Source organism: Enterobacter cloacae complex sp. S2 (genome assembly GCF_015159675.1).
In the GTDB taxonomy this organism is placed as follows: Bacteria; Pseudomonadota; Gammaproteobacteria; order Enterobacterales; family Enterobacteriaceae; genus Enterobacter; species Enterobacter intestinihominis.
Genome location: NZ_JADDTS010000009.1, coordinates 94,005 through 113,289, shown reverse-complemented (window position 1 = coordinate 113,289; position 19,285 = coordinate 94,005). Strand labels below are relative to the sequence as shown.

Sequence of the window (19,285 nt, the reverse complement as noted above, 5' to 3'; positions counted from 1 at the left end):
CCATTCAGGCCACAGTAATTAATGATTTAATGCATGCAGCAGCTTTTAAACTTCTTCCCACTCCCGCACGGGCACGGATCGTTACGCCCCACCTTCGACCCGTTCACGATCGGCTTTTTCGCTTCCGGCTGCTGCGGGTTAGCCACCCAGTAATTATACAAACGCAGCGCCGCAGGCTGAATGCTTTCGATGCTGGCCATGTACTCCTCTTCGGTCAGCGCATCCAGCTTCTCGCTGTTCTCTTCCGTCCCGTGCAGGGCAATCACCGCCAGGTCCGCTTCCAGCGCTTCCGGCAGGGATGACCAGTCCGTCAGCGCCACGCCGCGCATGTAGCCATAGCACCACTCTTCCACCACGGTATAGCTCTGACCGTCAACGTCGTTATAGCCAAACAGCGGTTCAAACTGATCCGGGTATTCGCTCAAACGCTCGGCAATATCGTTCATGTGCTTAAAGCAGAGATCGATAAAACGGTTCATCTCACGATCGTTTTTCCAGCGCGGAATATATTTCTCACCACCCCAGACCGCCACCAGCCAGGTGTCGGGCTCCACCACAACGGGACCGGAAAGTACTGCGGTAAGCATGCCGTCCAGTTCGGACACGTCAATCACGGATGCATCGTCGTGACCGTAAGAGATTAATGTCTCTTCCAGCCACGCCATCTCGCTTTCATTTAATGGGCCTTCAGCCATTGCTGATACTCCTGATAAAAAAAACGATCCTGACATATATCGCCGCGCGTGCCTATCTGAAGTTTAGGTCTTTATTGCTGCAAAAACGTGCAAATCGTGACCGTTGCACAACTTATGGGCTTTGTTGTTAAGGAGATGTGATCTCCGCTGTAAATTCATCTCATCCCGCAAAGGCGCATAAAACGGCGCTCTATACTCAACGTGTTGTGACCCGGTCAAGGGATTAACCATTCTGGCAACCTTTTTGCTTAATGTTCTGCGCGCTTCGCGGTGCGTGGGATCCTCGCCGTATTAAGCATGAGATTGCTTCTAAAGTGCATTTTGTTCTCGCTCTTGTTTTTGGATTTACGATGCCATCAGGCGTTCGGGTTTCTACCTGGTGCAAAAACCTCTTTGCTAAGGAACATAATAATGTCGCTGAAATTTACCAAAACTCCCCTCTCCCTGGTGCTGGCCGGTTGTCTGGTGACGGCCTTTTCCGCGCAGGCCGATATCGTCATCGGCGTGGCCGGGCCGTTCACAGGCCCGAACGCAACCTACGGCGATCAATACTGGCATGGCGCTACGCAGGCGGCAGAAGACATTAACGCCGCCGGCGGGATCAACGGTGAGAAAATCAAACTGGTTCAGGGCGACGACGCCTGCGAGCCCAAACAGGCCGTCGCCGTTGCCAACCGCTTAGTCGATCAGGATAAGGTGAAAGCGGTCGTCGGCCACTTCTGCTCCTCGTCGACCATGCCCGCCTCCGAGGTCTACAGCGATGCCGGGATCCTCTCCATCACCCCCGGCTCAACGAACCCGCTTATTACCGAACGTGGCATGAGCGATATATTTCGCATGTGCGGACGTGACGACCAGCAGGGCCAGGTCGCCAGCGATTTCATTCTTGATAAGCTGAAAGCCAAACGGGTGGTCATCATCCACGATAAAGACACCTACGGCCAGGGGCTGGCGGACGCCACTAAGGCGGCGCTGGCGAAACGCGGCGTGAAGGAGGTGATGTACGAAGGGTTATCCCGCGGGGAGAAAGACTTTAACGCGCTGGTGACCAAAATTGGCGCACAAAAACCGGACGTGGTGTTCTTCGGGGGCTGTCACCCGGAAGCGGGTCCGCTGGTTCGCCAGATGCGTGAACAGGGCGTGCAGGCGAAGTTCTTCTCGGGAGACTGTATCGTCAATGAAGAGATGGTCACCGCCGCCGGTGGGGCGCAGTACACCAACGGTATTTACATGACCTTCGGTAAAGATCCGCGCCTGATCCCGGACGGAAAAGCCGTCATCGAGAAATTCCGCACCGGTAAATTTGAACCTGAAGGATACACCCTCTACGCCTACGCGTCTGTGCAGGCTATCGCGGCGGCATTCAAGGCCACGAAAGGGACGGATTCCGCAAAAGCCAGCGAGTGGCTGAAGGCCAACCCTGTCGACACGGTGATGGGTAAAAAAGCCTGGGACAGCAAAGGTGACCTCAAAGTCTCTGACTACGTGGTCTACCAGTGGGATGACAAAGGCAAATATAAAGAAGTGCCATAACGGGACGGAATCTGCTCAGCGCCGGCAGGTCTGACTGTCGGCGTAACCCTTTATTCAGGTGCGCGACCATGAGTACATTCTTCCTGCAACAATTAATTAATGGCTTAACGCTGGGTTCGGTCTACGGTCTTATCGCCATCGGCTACACCATGGTGTACGGCATCATCGGTATGATCAATTTCGCCCATGGCGAAGTGTATATGATCTCCGCCTATCTCTCGGCCATTGGCCTGGCCCTGCTGGCGTTTTTTGGACTCCACTCCTTTCCGCTGCTGATCCTGGGGACGCTGGTTTTCACCATCGTGGTCACCGGCGTTTATGGCTGGACGATTGAGCGCATCGCCTATAAGCCGCTACGCAACTCGACGCGTCTGGCGCCGCTGATTTCGGCCATCGGGATGTCGTTGATACTGCAAAACTACGTCCAGCTCAGCCAGGGCCCGCGCCAGCAGGGCGTGCCTACCATGCTGGATGGCGTGCTGCGTTTTCACCTTGGCGAAGGGTTTGTCCAGATAACCTATACCAAAGTCTTTATTCTCATCGCCTCGTTCGCGGGCATGCTGGTGCTGACCTGGATTATCAACCGTACCCGCTTAGGACGCATGTGCCGTGCGGTGCAGCAGGATCGTAAGATGGCCTCCATTCTGGGTATCAACACCGACAGAATTATTTCGCTGGTGTTTGTTATCGGCGCAGCCATGGCCGGGCTGGCGGGCGTGCTGATCACCATGAATTACGGCACCTTTGATTTTTACGTCGGGTTCGTTATCGGCATCAAGGCCTTTACTGCGGCGGTGCTGGGCGGCATCGGCTCTCTGCCCGGCGCGATGCTTGGCGGGCTGATTCTGGGCGTCGCAGAAGCGCAATTCTCCGGGATGGTGAACTCGGATTATAAAGACGTGTTCTCGTTTGGATTGCTGGTCTTAATTCTGATCTTCCGTCCTCAGGGGCTGCTGGGCCGCCCTGTCGTGGCTAAAGTGTAAGGAACAACGCGATGACCTCTGACGGTTTTTCCCTGAAGCGCTGCATTCTGGACTCGATTTTTTCCGGAATGATCGCCCTGATTATTTTCGGCCCGATTGCGGGCGTGATACTGGATGGTTACAGCTTTACCTTTGACGGCCAGCGGCTGGCGTGGATTGTAGGCACGGTGATGGTGGGACGCTTTTTGCTGAGCGCCTTTTCAGCTACGGCGGCCGGAAGACGTTTACAGGCACGGTTTGAATCCGACAATGCGGGGGTGTATGTCCGGCCGCCGGCGTATAAAAGCCGCATGCGCTGGATCATTCCGCTGATTGTCACGCTGGCGATCTGCTTCCCGTTTGTGGCCACTAAATACGTTCTGACGGTTGCCATTCTCGGACTGATCTACGTCCTGCTCGGTCTTGGGCTGAACATTGTTGTTGGCCTGGCAGGGCTGCTGGATCTGGGTTATGTCGCCTTCTATGCCATCGGCGCTTACGGGCTGGCGCTCGGGTATCAGTATCTGGGGCTTGGGTTCTGGAGCATGCTGCCGCTGGCGGCGCTAATGGCCGCGGGCGCGGGCGCCCTGCTCGGCTTTCCGGTGCTGCGCATGCACGGGGATTATCTCGCCATCGTCACGCTCGGGTTTGGCGAGATCATCCGCCTGGTGCTGAACAACTGGCTCACCTTCACCGGCGGGCCTAACGGCGTTTCAGCCCCTGCCCCGACCTTTTTTGGCCTGGAGTTTGGCCGACGCGCCAAAGAAGGCGGCGTCCCCTTCCACGAGTTCTTCGGCCTGACCTATAACCCCAACTTGAAGTTTATCTTCATCTATGCGGTGCTGTTCCTGGTAGTCATGCTGGTGCTGTACATTAAACACCGGCTGACCCGAATGCCCATTGGACGGGCGTGGGAAGCGCTCCGTGAGGATGAGATTGCCTGCCGTTCAATGGGGCTAAATCACGTTCTGGTCAAACTCTCGGCCTTCACCCTGGGCGCATCGACGGCAGGTATCGCCGGGGTGTTTTTTGCCACCTACCAGGGGTTTGTAAACCCGACCTCTTTCACCTTTTTTGAATCGGCCCTGATCCTCGCCATTGTGGTCCTGGGCGGGATGGGCTCCACCGTCGGCGTCGTACTGGCCGCCTTTGTGCTGACCGTCACGCCGGAACTGCTGCGCAGCTTTGCGGAATATCGCGTGCTGCTGTTTGGCATGCTGATGGTGGTGATGATGATCTGGCGTCCTCGCGGTCTGATCCGCATCAACCGCAGCGGATTTGCCGTGCGTAAAGGAGTGGCGCCATGAACGCAACGATTTTACGTGTAGAACATCTGATGATGCACTTCGGCGGGATCAAGGCCTTAAACGACGTCAATCTTGAGGTGCAGCGCGGCTCCATTACCGCACTCATTGGGCCTAACGGCGCGGGAAAAACGACCGTCTTTAACTGCCTGACCGGTTTCTACCGGGCCTCCGGCGGCAACATTCTGTTCAATGCACGAAATAAAACCACCAATGTCATTCAGGTGCTCGGCCAGAAATTCCAGCCGGGCGACTGGCTCAACCCGGCGCAGCTTGGTCAACGCCTGTTCTATAAGATGTTTGGCGGCACGCATCTGGTGAACCGCGCGGGTCTTGCGCGCACGTTTCAGAACATCCGCCTGTTCCGCGAGATGTCCGTTGTGGAAAACCTGCTGGTGGCACAGCACATGCGCGTCAACCGCAATCTGCTGGCGGGGGTGCTGAACACCCCTGCGTATCGTCGCTCAGAGAACGATGCGCTGGACCGGGCGTTTTACTGGCTGGAGGTGGTGGATCTGGTGGATTGCGCGAACCGTCTGGCCGGGGAAATGTCCTATGGCCAGCAACGACGCCTCGAAATCGCCCGCGCCATGTGTACCGGCCCGGAGATGATTTGTCTCGATGAACCTGCTGCCGGCCTGAACCCGGTGGAAACGCACAAGCTGAGTGAGATCATCCGGTTCCTGCGCGACCACCATGACATCACGGTTCTGCTGATCGAGCATGATATGGGGATGGTGATGGGCATTTCAGATGACATCATTGTGCTCGATCATGGCGATGTGATTGCCAGAGGTAAACCGGCTGAAATCCAGCACAATGAAAAAGTGATTGCCGCGTATCTGGGCACCGACGAAAGCGAGGTAAATCTGTGAGCGAACCGATGCTTCAGTTTCAGGATGTGGATGTTTTCTACGGGGTGATCCAGGCGTTGAAGCAGGTTTCGCTTGAGGTTAACAAAGGGGAAACCGTGGCCCTGATTGGCGCTAACGGCGCGGGGAAGTCAACATTACTGATGTCTGTCTTTGGTCAGCCCCGGATCCGCAACGGGCAGATCCTCTTCTGCGGCGAGGATATCAGCCACAAATCCACCCACTATGTTGCCACCGGCGGCATCGCGCAGGCACCTGAGGGACGACGCATTTTCCCGGATATGTCTGTAGAAGAGAACCTGCTGATGGGGACAATCCCCGTCGGCAATCAGCATGCAGCGGAAGATATGCAAAGCATGTTCGACCTCTTCCCCCGCCTCAAGGAGCGACGTTACCAGCGGGCGATGACGCTCTCCGGCGGTGAACAGCAGATGCTGGCTATCGCCCGCGCGCTGATGAGCCGTCCTAAACTTCTGCTGCTGGATGAACCCAGCCTCGGCCTCGCGCCAATCGTGGTTAAACAGATTTTCCAGACGCTGCGCGAACTGGCCCGTAACGGAATGACGATTTTTCTGGTCGAGCAGAATGCGCACCACGCGCTGAAGTTGTCCGACCGCGGCTATGTGATGGTTAACGGGCAGATTCGGTTAAGCGGCAGCGGCGAGGCGTTGCTGAAGGATCCGGAGGTGAGGAAGGCGTATCTGGGTGGCGTGTGAAACGAAAAGGCTATAGTGAGAAAAACTCACAGTGATTGCGATTATTAATCGTTTTTCAAAAACGCACGCCTTCCAATATTATCCTCTCGACCTACCCTGACGGTGGGCCAATTAAAACATTCAGGCGCAAACTGAATAGTCATAATGAGAGGAACCGGGGCAAACATGACACTTGATGCTTTATTTAAGTTAATGAAAATTATATCGACATCTGAAATTCCATCAGATGGCGATTTAGCGAATTTTATGACCCTGCTTATCTCCACCAAAAATCATTCTGACGCCCTGTTACCGTTTTCGCAGCGCGCGTATATGCTTTCAGTTGCCTATCGCGATCCCCAAAAAGCAGCTGCGTTGCTTTCATCCTGTCAGCCCGAAGCAGGCAACCCTCTCCCGCTGCTCAACTTCTCTGGCTGGCCGGACGTGCGTTACGCCACTTCTGGTGAATTACAGACGCCCGAGTCTGAGGACTATTTTCACAAGATTTCGTCTGCCGCCACGCTATTACGTGCGGCAATTATTGACGCTGAGCAACAGAAAAACACGCCAGCATTTTATATTCTGGATAAGGTGCTCAACCTGAACAGCGCTTTGCCAGAACGTTATAAAAAGATGGCAAATATATCTTATTAATAACGGTATTAATAAATCCGACTGTCATCGTATTCCAGATAATCGATATCCAGCGCCGGAACGACCGGGGTATGGTTTTGCAGCCAGGCCAGAAGATGCTGAATGCTCTCTCTTTTGAGTGAATTTTTTGGCCAGACGAGGTAGTAGCCATCCCCCGTCGCGATAGCTTCCCTGAAAGGCAGGCCCAGCAGGCCACTTTTCAGGGCATCAAGCGTGAGATGCAGGTCGGCGATAGCGATGCCGTGCCCGTTCATCGCGGCAATACTTCCCTGTTCAAGGGTATCGAACACCATACCGCTGCTCATATCGAGCCCCGGGAACAATCCTGTTCTTCGCAGCCAGCGCCGCCAGTCACGTCTGTCCGGTGAAGGATGGATCAGATCGCATTGCGGAAGCCGCTGCCGGGCCGGTTCGATAAGCGATGGAGTACAAACCGGGATAAGCCATTCATGAAATAGCAGTTGGCTTTCCGTTGTGTCACCAAAACGCCCATTGCCGAGAAGAATGGCGCAATCGTAGGGCTCAAGATTGAAATCAACGGTGTCAATGTCCATCCAGACGCTGGCAATCTCAACCTGTGGTTTTGCATGGTTGTTGCGAAAAGATCGCAGCACGTCGAGAAGCCATCTCATGGTCAGGGTACTGGGTGCTTTAAGCCGCAGCAGGTGGTTTTCACTACGAAATACCCGGCAGGCCCATTCAATGCTCGTGAAGCTTTCGTTCAGCTGCCCGGCAAGCACTCGCCCGGCTTCAGTGACCTCCACCCGAGGACCTTGCCTTTTGAAAAGCTCGCAGTCGAACCACAGTTCAAGGGTACGAACATGTCTGCTGACCGCGCCCGGCGTAATATTGAGCGTTTCAGCGGCTTTACTGAAGGAGTTCAACCGCGCAGCAACTTCAAACGCACGCAGAGCATACAATGGCGGTAAAGACATAGCGTCCCTTAAATGAGGTGATGGCATGGGGAATCAGGATCGCAAACCTGCAAATCTTCACACTGCAAATCGCGCCAGCTACACGATAGCATAATGGGTATCTGTTTAATTCCGTTGAAAAGGATCGTTGTTTTATTACGTGAGGGTCAGAAATGAAGGTTGTTGATTAGCAGAATGGCAGGCACAAAAAAACCACCTTTCGGTGGTTTCACGACACTGCTTATTGCTTTGATTATTCTGCTTTTTCCCATGGTAGCCGGAGTGGGACTTGAACCCACACAGCGCGAACGCCGAGGGATTTTAAATCCCTTGTGTCTACCGATTCCACCATCCGGCCAGGGAAGAAAGTGGAGGCGCGTTCCGGAGTCGAACCGGACTAGACGGATTTGCAATCCGCTACATAACCGCTTTGCTAACGCGCCTTAAATCTGTTGTCTTTCGACCTGCACCCGCAAACTGCCGATGCACTAATCTGGAGCGGGAAACGAGACTCGAACTCGCGACCCCGACCTTGGCAAGGTCGTGCTCTACCAACTGAGCTATTCCCGCATGTCATCAAGTAACTATTTAACTACTTCCTAACCACTTGATTTCATTGTCGTCCGGCTAACTGTGCCGCCGTTCGATGCGTTGCATTCTACTGATATGACGTTTTGAGTCAACGTTATTTTTTGCATCTCAGGATCGTTTGCTGAAAATTAAGCCGAAACGATCACTGTTCAAGCAAATCACCGCGCGCAGCGTTCAAATATTGCAGCATTGACCACAGCGTCAGCACCGCCGCAACCCACAGCAGACCAATGCCGGCCCACTCTACCCAGGCATTCGGACGCCACAGCATCCATACCAGCGCCGCCATCTGTGCGGTGGTTTTAACTTTACCGATCCAGGACACCGCCACGCTGCTGCGTTTACCCAGCTCCGCCATCCACTCGCGCAGGGCAGAGATAATAATCTCACGGCCAATCATGGTCGCGGCAGGCAGCGTTACCCACCAGGTATGATAATGTTCCGCCACCAGCACCATCGCGATTGCCACCATCACCTTATCCGCAACCGGATCGAGGAACGCGCCAAAGCGGGTACTCTGGTTCCAGCGACGCGCCAGATAACCATCAAACCAGTCCGTAACGGCAGCGATCAGGAAAATCAGCGCACAGGCAAAAGGCGCCCAGACGACCGGCAGGTAAAATGCCAGGACGAAGAACGGAATGAGCACAACGCGAAAAAGAGTGAGCAACGTAGGGATATTAAATCGCATGATGACGGTAACTGTCTGTTGTCAGTAAAATTTAGCTCTATGTTGCTACAGAGCCCTCAATGTTTCAACGAGTAGTAGATCTTTTCTGCCAGCCCTTGCGAAATACCCGGCACTTTTGCAATTTCTTCCATACTGGCGTTGAGTAATCCTTGCAATCCGCCCATATACTTCAACAGCATCTGGCGACGTTTTGGCCCGACGCCTTCAATCGTCTCAAGGGTACTGGTATTTTTCACTTTCGCCCGTTTTTTACGGTGCCCACTGATGGCGTGATCGTGCGACTCATCGCGGATATGCTGGATCACGTGCAGCGCAGGGGAATCCGGCGGCAGGCTAAAGCCCTCGCCTTCCGGCTCAAAGAACAGCGTTTCCAGGCCAGCCTTACGATCTGCCCCTTTCGCTACCCCTAGCAGCAGCGGATGGTTCTTATCCCACTCCACGTCGAGCGATTCAAATACCGCCTTCGCCTGCCCCAACTGCCCTTTCCCGCCGTCGATAAGGATAACGTCCGGGATTTTGCTCTCTTCAATCGCTTTACCATAGCGACGGCGCAGCACCTGGTTCATGGCGGCATAATCGTCACCGGGCGTAATGCCAGTGATGTTATAGCGACGATACTCTGCCCGCAGCGGACCGTTGGCATCAAAGACCACACACGACGCCACGGTCTGCTCACCCATCGTATGGCTGATGTCGAAGCATTCCATGCGTTTCACTTCCGGCAGCTTAAGCAGCGTAGCAAGCGCGGTTAAACGCTGGCTGACGGTCGACTGCTGGGACAGTTTGGTGGTCAGCGCCGTGGCGGCATTGGTTCGCGCCAGCTTCAGATAACGCGCGCGATCGCCGCGCGGTTTCGTCTGAACATTCACCCGGCGGCCTGCCAGCTCTGAAAGCGACTCCGCCAGCAGGGTTTTATCATCGAGCGTGAAGTCGAGCAGGATCTCCGAGGGCAGCGTACGCATCTGGCTGCCCTGCAAATAAAACTGGCCGACGAAGGTCTCCACCACTTCACCCAGCTCAGTGCCGCCCGGCACTTTCGGGAAGTAGCTGCGGCTGCCGAGCACTTTGCCCTGACGAATAAAAAGCACATGAACGCAGGCCAGACCGGCGTCAAAGGCTACGCCGATAACATCGAGGTCGTCGCCCGTATTGGAAACAAACTGCTTCTCGGTCACCCTGCGCACCGCCTGAATCTGGTCGCGGATGCGTGCGGCCTCCTCAAATTCCAGCGCCGCGCTGGCTTTTTCCATACGGGCAATCAGTTGCGTCAGCACCTGATCGTCTTTCCCGGCTAAAAACAGGCGGACATATTCCACCTGCTGCGCGTACTCTTCTTCGCTCACCAGCCCTTCAACGCACGGCCCCAGGCAGCGGCCAATCTGATATTGCAGGCATGGCCGGGAGCGGTTGCGATAAACGCTATTTTCGCACTGGCGAACAGGAAAGATTTTTTGCAAAAGCGCCAGCGTTTCCCGCACGGCATAACCGTTCGGGAACGGGCCGAAATATTCACCTTTCGCATGCTTAGCGCCACGATGCATCGCCAGCCGCGGGTGCGTGTCGCCGCTCAGGAAGATAAACGGATAGGATTTGTCATCGCGCAGCAGAACGTTGTAGCGCGGCTGATACAACTTAATGTAGTTGTGCTCAAGGAGCAGCGCTTCCGTTTCCGTATGCGTTACGGTGACATCAATGTTGTGTATAAGTGCGACCAGCGCTTCGGTTTTACGGGAGGCAAGGTTGCTGCGGAAATAGCTGGAAAGGCGTTTCTTCAGATCTTTCGCCTTACCGACATAGATAACCGTACCGCCAGCATCGTACATACGGTAGACGCCTGGCTGGCTGGTGACGGTTTTCAGAAATGCTTTTGAATCGAACGCTTCACTCACTGACTTATTAACGACTCCGCATTGCACAAACCATGGCGAATGGCCAGGTGAGTCAGTTCGACATCACCGTGAATGTTCAGTTTACTGAACATTCGATAGCGATAGCTGTTGACCGTTTTCGGGCTGAGATTCAGCTGCTCTGAGATCTCATTCACCTTCTGACCTTTAGTGATCATCAGCATAATCTGCAATTCGCGCTCAGACAAACTGGCAAACGGAGATTCCGTTTTTTCCGGTTCAATCTGACTCAGCGCCATCTGTTGAGCAATATCAGAAGCGATGTAGCGCTGCCCGGCGTGTACGGTGCGGATCGCATTGACGACTTCCTGCGGCGCGGCGCCTTTACTGAGATACCCGGCAGCACCCGCCTGCATAACCCTGGCGGGCAGCGGATTTTCGGTATGGACGGTCAGCATGATAACTTTGGTATCAACGAACATGCGCGCGATTTTGCGCGTGGCTTCAAGCCCGCCAATACCGGGCATGTTCATATCCATCAGCACCACGTCTGCGGAGTTAGCGCGACACCATTTGACGGCATCTTCGCCACAACACGCCTCGCCGGCAACTTTAATACCCTTTATATCTTCAAGAATGCGTCGTATCCCTGCGCGCACCAGTTCGTGGTCATCAACAAGAAGGACGTTGATCAAAGGAAATGTCTCCAGAATAGGGATAACGCTACTGACTGCTAATTGGGTTTATATTAACGGTTTTCCATGCAAGATTAAAACGCTAAAAAATCGGCTATTCGATTCTGGTCTCGTTTTTGGAAATTAAGCTGTACAGTAAGTGGAAAGAAAACCCTTGCCCGCCGGGCTTTTACCGCTATTTTTTAGCATCGACATTCGAAAAGTTACTAAAACAGTTGTTAACTCAAACGAAAAAGAGCGCGCGATTTTTTGTAACAACAATTAACGAATAGCGAACCGGGGATAAACATTTAATTGTCGCTAACATATTGGACAGGGTACCTTCATAATCCGCGCCGCCCAATAATCACTGCGCGATAAGTATAAAAAACAACCACTGCATTTTTTGCCGTAGCTTGTGGTATACTCCGCCGCCTTAACTTTCATCGTCGCGCTCATGCGCTGTTTTATAATGAGGAAAATAAATGAGCACACCTGAATTTGCCACTGCCGAGAATAACCAGGAACTGGCACAGGAAGTAAACTGCCTGAAGTCGCTGCTGACGCTTATGCTACAGGCGATGGGCCAGGCTGATGCTGGTCGTGTGATCATTAAAATGGAAAAACAGATCGCGCAGATGGAAGACCAGGCGGAATCCGCTGTTTTTGCCAATACGGTTAAGCAAATTAAACAAGCCTACCGCCAGTAACAAAAACGGCTGGATGCAAAGCATTCAGCCGTTTTCTCGTCTGACACGCAGAACGTGATATCAGTCAGATAAGCCCCGTCGCCGCGGCATAACACGCTATCTGGATCTTATTCGGTGCGTTGAATTTCTTCTGCATATTCTTTTGATGGAAATTGACGGTATTTTCCGAGATGGAGAGAATGATGGCGATTTCTGCCGACGTCTTCCCTTCTGCGGTCCACTTCAGAATTTCCCGCTCACGCTTGCTGAATTTCATTTCAGGCGGCATCACCGTCTCATGTTCAAAGCGCAACAGTGTGGTGAGCGCCATCTGGACCAGCATTTGTAAACGCAGCTCAACTTCTTCACTGGATATCGAGTGTGCCTGTAAGCTGGTACATGACACGGAGAGGAAACCGAGCGCATGATTTGGCATCATCAGACACTGCGTTATTCCCTTGCGTAAACCGTGGTCCCGCGCGCCGTCCCATAATTGCTGGGCATCCGTGAATAATTCATCCGTCCAGGGCAAATGTCCCTGAATGAAATTCTCCGGCTTCAGCACCGGGTCAATGGCGAAATAATTCTCGGACTGATATTGCGCCATCCATTGTTGCGGATAACTGGAATGGACGGAGGTTCGCGGGCGGGTAAATGGCACAGGGTGTCGAACACAAAGCGCATAATAATCGAATTCAAGCGCCTGCGTTTGTCGCTGAAGTTCCTGATATACCTCTTCGGCACAGGTCATTTCCTGAAACCGGAGGAAGCATTCCCGTCGCCAGGTGAAAAAGTCTATATCCCTCATACTTACTGAATGAAGCCTCTGATAAAGATAATCATTATTATGGTGAATATAACCTAACACATAAAGCATGATTATTTATATAAAATATCGGCCACAGGCAGATTATCTTTAATTTGGCGATGGCTTATCCACATCAGGCGGAATAAAAAAGCAACAGAACGGAGTTTAAGGGAGGATAATTTGCTCCAGAAGCGGCATCTGGAGCAAATTGAACGCTAAAATGCTACTGCATTAAGAATTTTTCAAGGAACTGACGGGTACGGGGCTGCTGCGGATTGGCAAACAGCGCTTTAGCCGGCCCCTGCTCAACTATTCTCCCCTGATCCATGAAAATAGCCCGATCGGCAACGTCGCGAGCGAAGCTCATTTCATGCGTCACAATCACCATCGTGCGTTTCTCCTGCGCCAGCTGTCGGATCGTGTTCAGTACTTCCCCGACCAGCTCAGGATCGAGCGCGGATGTGGGTTCGTCAAACAGGATCACATCCGGGCGCATCGCCAGCGCGCGCGCAATGGCGACACGCTGCTGCTGCCCGCCAGATAAGCGACGCGGATAGCTCGTCTCCTTCCCTGCCAGCCCAACCTTCGCCAGCAGCTCGCGGGCGCGGACCGTCGCGTCTTCCTTAGGTTCCCCCTTGACGATGACCGGCCCTTCAATAATGTTTTCCAGCACCGTGCGGTGCGGAAAGAGATTAAAGCTCTGGAACACGAAGCCGACATGCTGGCGCAGGCGGCGAATCAGCCCTTTTTGCTGGCTGATGGGTTTCCCGGTATCAATGGTGATATCACCCACGCGGATCGTCCCGCCTTCGGGCTGCTCCAGTAAATTGATGCTGCGCAGCAGCGTGGTTTTGCCTGACCCGCTCGGGCCGATAATTGCTACCACTTCGCCCTGCTCAACCTCAAGATCAATGCCATGCAGCACCGTTTGCCCGTGGAATTTTTTCACCAGGTTTTTGACGTCAATTGCACTCATTTTGGATCACGCTCCTGGCGGTTAAGCTGGTTTTCAAAATAGTTTTGCAGAGCGGACAGCACCGTCGCCATCACCCAGTAAATCAGCGAGGCCGCCAGATACATGGTAAACACTTCCAGCGTGCGCGAGGTGATCAGCTGCGCCTGACGGAACAGCTCCGGCACCTGAATGGTCGCCGCAAGCGAGGTGTCTTTCACCAGGCTGATAAAGCTGTTGCTCAGCGGCGGCAGCGCCACGCGCGCCGCCTGGGGCAGGATCGCCCGGCGCAGCGTCTGCCACGGGGTCATCCCGATACTGGCCGCCGCTTCCCACTGTCCTTTATCGATGGAGGAGATCGCCGCACGCAGCGTTTCAGAGGTGTACGCCGCCGTATTCAGCGACAGGCCAATCATCGCCGCCGGGATCGGATCCAGCTCAATACCAAACTGTGGCAGCCCGTAGTAAATCATAAACAGCTGGGCGATAAGCGGCGTTCCGCGGAACACGGAGATGTAAAACCGCGCCAGCCACCGCACCGGCCAGATGTTCGACATGCGCATCAGTGCCAGCACAAACCCGAGCACCAGCCCGAAGAACATCCCGCCGATACTGAGCTGTAAAGTAAACACCGCGCCCTTAAGCAAGAACGGCAGCGAATCAATAACCAGTTGAATACTTTCTTGCATTATTATTTTTCTACCTGATTTTTAGACATGAGGATGATAGGCAAACAGCGCAGGCGCCCCGCCAGTATGAACAAACAAAATGGGTCCTTCATCCTTAAAGCGCTTGCGGGCGATGCCGTCGATCAGACCCGCCATTGCCTTGCCGGTATAGACCGGGTCGAGCAGAATACCTTCGAGACGGGCCAGCAGCTTAACCGCCTCCATCCCTTCATCATTGGGGGTGCCATAGCCCGGCGCGAAATAGTCATCCCACAGCAGTATCTCCGCCTTCGCCTGAAGCGCAAGCTGTTCAGCCACCGCCTGTTGCAGGGTGACGACTTTCGGCTTCTGGTCCGCAACGCTTCTGGAAACCGTCACGCCAATCAGCTCGACCTCCGGCATCAGTTGCTCAAGCCCGACCGCTAAACCAGCATGGGTCCCCGCACTGCCGGACGCCACCACCACCGAGGATAAACTCACCGCGCCTTCGCACTGCTGAGCGATTTCCAGCGCGCTCTCAACATAGCCGAGGGCACCCAGCGCATTCGAGCCGCCAACCGGGATCACGTACGGACGAAAACCCTGCGCTTCCAGACGCGTCGCCAGCTCGTCGAGCTGTGCAGCCGGGTCGGTCAACGCGTCGACCATTTCAACCTGCACGTTGAACAGATCCAGCAGCAAACGGTTACCGTTTGTCAGGTAATTCTCTGCCTGCGTCCCGATCGGGTTCTCCAGCAGGGCAACGCAGTGGAGTCCCAGCTTCGCCGCCACTGCCGCCGTCTGGCGAACGTGGTTAGACTGAATTGCCCCGGCGGTGATCAGCGTGTCCGCGCCTTCGCGCAGGGCATCGGCGGCGAGAAACTCCAGCTTGCGCAGCTTATTTCCGCCCATCGCCATGGGCGTCACATCGTCACGCTTAATGAAAATATCGCGCCCCAGATAGTCAGAAAATCGCGGCAGATACTCCAGCGGCGTGGGTGCGCCGATAAATTCCAGACGGGGAAAGCGCGTTAAATTCTGTAGTGACATGGTTCCTCCGGTCACGCAAACAATTGTTATTTCATTATGCACGCAGACGCGCGAGAAATAAAAAAGGCGCTTTTAAAAGCGCCTTTTTTTGTCAGTCAGAGACTTATTTCGTCACGTCTGCGCCGAACCACTTCTCAGAAAGCGCCTTCAGGCTGCCGTCTTTCTGCATCTCAGCAATGGCGCCGTCGATGGCTTTCAGCAGATCCTCGTTACCTTTACGCACCGCCACGCCGGACTCCTGACGGGAGAACGCATCACCCGCGACAGCCAGGGTATTGTTGGTTTTCTTCACCAGATCCAGCGCTGCCAGGCGGTCAACCAGAATGGCGTCAATACGGCCTACGCGCAGATCCTGGTATTTCGTCGGGTCATCATCGTAGGTACGGATGTCCACGCCCTGCACGTTCTGGCGCAGCCACTCCTCGTAGTTGGTGCCCAGACCGACGCCGACTTTCTTACCTTTCAGATCCGCTGCGGATTTGATACTGCCTTCGTTACCTTTCTTCACCAGCGCCTGAATACCGGACACGGTGTACGGCGTGGAGAAGTCATACTTCTTCTTACGCTCGTCAGAAATGGTTACCTGGTTAATCACCACGTCAATACGTTTGGAATCCAGTGACGCCAGCATCCCGTCCCATTTGGTGGGTTTCAGGGAGGCTTTAACGCCGAGGTGTTTTGCCAGCTCCTGCGCAAACTCCACTTCAAAACCGGTCAGTTTACCGTCGTCGCCCTGGAAGCTGAACGGAGGATAGGTTCCTTCCAGCCCAACCAGCAGCGTGCCGCGCTCTTTAACTTTGTTGAGCAGATTCTCTGCCGCGAACGTTTTCACGCTCATCCCCGCGACCAGCGCAACGGCCATCATCCCCATCAGCGCCTGACGACCCAGAAGTGCTAATTTCATAAGTACCCCGATACAGTGGAATTTTTGAGTAGTGTAGAGAAATCGCCTGCAACGTCAAAGGCGGCTGCGCTACATCTTATTCTTTTTTAATATATATCAGAAGTTGTTCCGGCGCGGACTTTCTGCTTTATGACGCCCGGCATCTGGACTTTATATTGCGCGTACTTTCGCAGCGCGATGCGGTAATTATTGGTACTGGTGGCGGGCAACCAGGGTTCCAGATTTTCATCCAGGTATCCGGTCGTCAGCAGATCGCGGGAGATATTTTGCATGGTCAAATGCTGACCCAGGCGGCGCAGGCGAACCACGTATTCACGCACGGTGCCGTGACTCATCTCCGTTTGTTCAAACAGGAATTGCTTGAAGCCGATAATATCGAAGAAGTCGCTTTGCTCTTTGCAATGGAGATCGCCACAGAAACGGCAAAGCGCTACCCACTCTTTTTGCTCTTCAAGCCAGGCGGCTTCATCCATCAGCGTGTCGAGGCGGGAAATCGCAATCTTATTCACGATTTCACCGCGACGAACCAGCGTGATGCGGTCGAGTAATTTTTTACAGTGGGCGCAATGCGTCTGGCTGTGTTTAAAGTCTTTCAGGTAGCGGCTTAAAGGCCGTCTTTTAGATTGCTGCACCGTCATGATAACTCCTGGTTGTCAATACGTTGTGCGGCATTTCCAAGGCGAATAACTCACCTATAACTTACCCAGTTTTGTGCGCAGGCGTTTAATGGCCTGGCTGTGCAGCTGGCTCACCCGAGACTCGCCCACCTCCAGCACGGCGCCAATCTCTTTGAGATTGAGCTCTTCCTGGTAATAGAGGGTTAACACCAGTTGCTCACGTTCCGGTAAAGCTTCGATCGCTTCCATCACGCGCTGGCGTAAATTCCCTTCCAGTAAATGGTGTAACGGGTTTTCTTGCTGATGTTCATCGGTCACCAGCTCGATGCTATCGCCATGCTCTTCGCGCCACTCATCATAAGAGAAGAGTTGGCTGTTATTGGTATCGAGCAACATCTGGCGATACTCTTCAACAGGAATGCCCAGACGCTCCGCTACTTCGGTTTCCGTCGCGTTGCGCCCCAGTTCCTGCTCCAGCTGTCCCATCGCATGCGCCACTTCGCGCGCGTTGCGGCGAACGCTGCGCGGCACCCAGTCGCGGCTGCGCAGCTCGTCCAGCATCGCACCACGAATACGCTGCACTGCGTAAGTCGTAAATGCCGTTCCTTGCAGAGCGTCGTACCGGTCAACTGCATTCAATAACCCGATACCGCCCGCCTGTAGCAGATCGTCCAGTTCCACGCTCGCCGGCAAACGCACCTGGAGGCGCAATGCTTCGTGACGCACCAGCGGAACATAACGCTGCCACAGCGAGTGTTTATCCATTACACCTTCAGCGGTATAGAGTGAATTCACGATAAACAGCCCTGCGTTAGTTGAGTTATCGGCATGATTATCCGATTCTGGAGGGGTTTTAATCGGGTGAATAGTGGGTGAAATGAGGGGTTATTTGGGGGGTTACGCGTAAATGCGGACAGAAAAAACCCCGCCGAAGCGGGGTTTAAGCGTAATCAGGCGATTAGCCTTGCAGCAGAGACAGAACCTGCTGAGGAACCTGGTTAGCTTTGGACAGCACGGAGTTACCGGCCTGCTGAACGATCTGCGCTTTAGACATGTTGGACACTTCGGTCGCATAGTCGGCGTCCTGAATACGGGACTGCGCTTCAGACAGGTTGGTGGTGGTGTTGTTCAGGTTGGTTACCGCAGAGCTCAGACGGTTCTGAACCGCACCCAGTGAAGAACGGAACTGGTCAACAGAAGCGATCGCTTCGTCCAGTTTAGCCAGCGGATCGGACGATGAGCCAGTAGTCAGGCTGCTAAGGCTAAGGTTCTTGGTATCCAGAGAGAACGCAGCTGTATCTGCTGTTGTTTTGGTGTCAGCAGATTGAGGATCAAGTGCGATGAAGAAATCTTTGGTATCACCTTTTGCAATATCAAAACCATTCGCTTTAAGGTTGTTAACTTCAGCGTCAGTAGTTGGACCAATTGTTACTTTAGCAAACAAGTTGCCATTATCATCTTTATAAACACCAGTTTTATCAATTTTAGCCCCACCAGCTGCAAGGCCAAGACGGGTCGACAGAGTATCATCACCATCAGTTTCCGCAACAGACGCTTTGGTAACCTGTGTCGTTGAACCGTAATAGGAGGTAAAATCGGTGTTTACAGCAGTCCCTAAGGTACCTTTCGCATCTTTAGGACCATTAACGTTGAAGCTATCCAGACCCAGTGTTTTGGAATCAATTTTCTTCAGATCGATAGTGATAGTCTCGCCATCATTTGCACCGACCTGAATATTCATTTTGCCATCTTTAGCCAGCACGTTCACGCCGTTGAACTGGGTCTGACCGGATACGCGGTCAATTTCGTCCAGACGGGATTTGATTTCGTCCTGGATTGAAGACAGGTCGGAATCGGAGTTAGTACCAGTCTGAGACTGAACGGTCAGTTCACGGATACGCTGCAAGTTGTTGTTGATTTCAGACAGTGCGCCTTCAGTGGTCTGAGCAACAGAGATACCGTCGTTAGCGTTACGTGCAGCCTGAGTCAGGCCTTTGATGTTAGAGGTGAAGCGGTTAGCAATCGCCTGGCCCGCAGCGTCATCTTTCGCGCTGTTGATACGCAGACCAGAAGACAGACGCTCGATAGAAGAAGACAGAGCGGACTGGTTCTTGTTGATGTTGTTCTGAGTGATCAGCGAGAGGCTGTTGGTATTAATGTACTGTGCCATGATTTCGATTCCTGTT

General features: G+C 53.7%; 20 protein-coding genes and 3 tRNA genes. 7 read left to right on the top strand and 16 right to left on the bottom strand.

What is annotated here, in order from left to right; all coding sequences use genetic code 11:
* Nucleotides 1–26: 26 nt before the first annotated feature.
* Nucleotides 27–695, bottom strand: coding sequence for a YecA family protein (locus IPZ49_RS06120; RefSeq protein ID WP_058688581.1), 669 nt, complete (start codon nt 693–695; stop codon nt 27–29).
* A gap of 411 nt (nt 696–1,106) precedes the next feature.
* Here IPZ49_RS06120 and IPZ49_RS06115 point away from each other — a divergent pair, with 411 nt between their 5' ends.
* The 6 genes from IPZ49_RS06115 to IPZ49_RS06090 all read left to right on the top strand — a co-directional run bounded on the left by IPZ49_RS06115 (nt 1,107) and on the right by IPZ49_RS06090 (nt 6,715).
* A complete protein-coding gene (locus tag IPZ49_RS06115; RefSeq protein WP_003859669.1) occupies nt 1,107–2,228 on the top strand; it encodes a branched-chain amino acid ABC transporter substrate-binding protein in 1,122 nt (373 codons plus the stop codon).
* Nucleotides 2,229–2,296: 68 nt separating this feature from the next.
* A complete protein-coding gene (locus tag IPZ49_RS06110) occupies nt 2,297–3,211 on the top strand; it encodes a branched-chain amino acid ABC transporter permease (RefSeq protein WP_003859667.1) in 915 nt (304 codons plus the stop codon).
* A gap of 11 nt (nt 3,212–3,222) precedes the next feature.
* Nucleotides 3,223–4,497: a high-affinity branched-chain amino acid ABC transporter permease LivM gene (gene livM / locus IPZ49_RS06105; protein WP_015570245.1), complete on the top strand. Its 1,275-nt coding sequence runs from the start codon at nt 3,223–3,225 to the stop codon at nt 4,495–4,497.
* Nucleotides 4,494–5,369: an ABC transporter ATP-binding protein gene (locus IPZ49_RS06100; RefSeq protein ID WP_015570244.1), complete on the top strand. Its 876-nt coding sequence runs from the start codon at nt 4,494–4,496 to the stop codon at nt 5,367–5,369. The genes livM and IPZ49_RS06100 overlap by 4 nt, the downstream gene beginning before the upstream one ends.
* On the top strand, nt 5,366–6,082 hold the full coding sequence (locus IPZ49_RS06095; RefSeq protein ID WP_058688579.1) for an ABC transporter ATP-binding protein: 717 nt from the start codon (nt 5,366–5,368) through the stop codon (nt 6,080–6,082). The genes IPZ49_RS06100 and IPZ49_RS06095 overlap by 4 nt, the downstream gene beginning before the upstream one ends.
* Nucleotides 6,083–6,247: 165 nt before the next feature.
* Nucleotides 6,248–6,715 (top strand): hypothetical protein, encoded by a 468-nt coding sequence (locus IPZ49_RS06090; RefSeq protein WP_063932731.1) that lies wholly within the window; start codon nt 6,248–6,250, stop codon nt 6,713–6,715.
* Nucleotides 6,716–6,723: 8 nt separating this feature from the next.
* Here IPZ49_RS06090 and IPZ49_RS06085 read toward each other — a convergent pair whose 3' ends face one another.
* The 7 genes from IPZ49_RS06085 to uvrY form a co-directional block, all read right to left on the bottom strand.
* Entirely contained in the window at nt 6,724–7,650 is a 927-nt protein-coding gene (locus IPZ49_RS06085) for a LysR substrate-binding domain-containing protein (protein WP_045910791.1), read from the bottom strand.
* A 250-nt stretch (nt 7,651–7,900) separates the two neighbouring features.
* Nucleotides 7,901–7,987 (bottom strand) — tRNA-Leu (locus IPZ49_RS06080).
* Between the two features lie 11 nt (nt 7,988–7,998).
* Nucleotides 7,999–8,072, bottom strand: a tRNA-Cys gene (locus IPZ49_RS06075).
* A gap of 51 nt (nt 8,073–8,123) precedes the next feature.
* Nucleotides 8,124–8,199: transfer RNA gene (locus tag IPZ49_RS06070), tRNA-Gly, on the bottom strand.
* A 163-nt stretch (nt 8,200–8,362) separates the two neighbouring features.
* Complete coding sequence (gene pgsA, locus IPZ49_RS06065; protein WP_003859652.1) at nt 8,363–8,911, bottom strand: CDP-diacylglycerol--glycerol-3-phosphate 3-phosphatidyltransferase; 549 nt, start codon at nt 8,909–8,911, stop codon at nt 8,363–8,365.
* 56 nt (nt 8,912–8,967) lie between these two features.
* Nucleotides 8,968–10,800 carry an excinuclease ABC subunit UvrC gene (uvrC, locus tag IPZ49_RS06060; RefSeq protein ID WP_017384477.1) on the bottom strand — a complete coding sequence of 611 codons (1,833 nt, stop codon included), beginning with the start codon at nt 10,798–10,800 and terminating at the stop codon, nt 8,968–8,970.
* The gene (gene uvrY / locus IPZ49_RS06055) at nt 10,797–11,453 is read right to left on the bottom strand and encodes a UvrY/SirA/GacA family response regulator transcription factor (protein WP_017384478.1); all 657 of its coding nucleotides are present in this window, start codon (nt 11,451–11,453) and stop codon (nt 10,797–10,799) included. The genes uvrC and uvrY overlap by 4 nt, the downstream gene beginning before the upstream one ends.
* 464 nt (nt 11,454–11,917) lie before the next feature.
* On the opposite strand from uvrY, the gene IPZ49_RS06050 reads away from it, so the two are divergent.
* Complete coding sequence (locus IPZ49_RS06050) at nt 11,918–12,142, top strand: DUF2594 family protein (protein WP_003859644.1); 225 nt, start codon at nt 11,918–11,920, stop codon at nt 12,140–12,142.
* A 64-nt stretch (nt 12,143–12,206) separates the two neighbouring features.
* Here IPZ49_RS06050 and sdiA read toward each other — a convergent pair whose 3' ends face one another.
* From sdiA to IPZ49_RS06010, 8 genes are all read right to left on the bottom strand, one after another.
* The gene (sdiA, locus tag IPZ49_RS06045; protein WP_017384479.1) at nt 12,207–12,929 is read right to left on the bottom strand and encodes a transcriptional regulator SdiA; all 723 of its coding nucleotides are present in this window, start codon (nt 12,927–12,929) and stop codon (nt 12,207–12,209) included.
* A 223-nt stretch (nt 12,930–13,152) separates the two neighbouring features.
* Nucleotides 13,153–13,905 carry an L-cystine ABC transporter ATP-binding protein TcyN gene (tcyN, locus tag IPZ49_RS06040; RefSeq protein ID WP_003859634.1) on the bottom strand — a complete coding sequence of 251 codons (753 nt, stop codon included), beginning with the start codon at nt 13,903–13,905 and terminating at the stop codon, nt 13,153–13,155.
* Nucleotides 13,902–14,570 (bottom strand): cystine ABC transporter permease, encoded by a 669-nt coding sequence (gene tcyL / locus IPZ49_RS06035; RefSeq protein ID WP_003859632.1) that lies wholly within the window; start codon nt 14,568–14,570, stop codon nt 13,902–13,904. The genes tcyN and tcyL overlap by 4 nt, the downstream gene beginning before the upstream one ends.
* Nucleotides 14,571–14,591: 21 nt before the next feature.
* The gene (gene dcyD / locus IPZ49_RS06030; protein WP_017693220.1) at nt 14,592–15,578 is read right to left on the bottom strand and encodes a D-cysteine desulfhydrase; all 987 of its coding nucleotides are present in this window, start codon (nt 15,576–15,578) and stop codon (nt 14,592–14,594) included.
* A 103-nt stretch (nt 15,579–15,681) separates the two neighbouring features.
* Complete coding sequence (gene tcyJ, locus IPZ49_RS06025) at nt 15,682–16,482, bottom strand: cystine ABC transporter substrate-binding protein (RefSeq protein ID WP_003859627.1); 801 nt, start codon at nt 16,480–16,482, stop codon at nt 15,682–15,684.
* An 86-nt stretch (nt 16,483–16,568) separates the two neighbouring features.
* Entirely contained in the window at nt 16,569–17,120 is a 552-nt protein-coding gene (gene fliZ / locus IPZ49_RS06020; protein ID WP_015570235.1) for a flagella biosynthesis regulatory protein FliZ, read from the bottom strand.
* A 54-nt stretch (nt 17,121–17,174) separates the two neighbouring features.
* Nucleotides 17,175–17,894: an RNA polymerase sigma factor FliA gene (locus IPZ49_RS06015; protein WP_003859623.1), complete on the bottom strand. Its 720-nt coding sequence runs from the start codon at nt 17,892–17,894 to the stop codon at nt 17,175–17,177.
* Nucleotides 17,895–18,057: 163 nt separating this feature from the next.
* Nucleotides 18,058–19,269, bottom strand: coding sequence for a FliC/FljB family flagellin (locus IPZ49_RS06010; protein WP_032671682.1), 1,212 nt, complete (start codon nt 19,267–19,269; stop codon nt 18,058–18,060).
* Nucleotides 19,270–19,285: the final 16 nt, after the last annotated feature.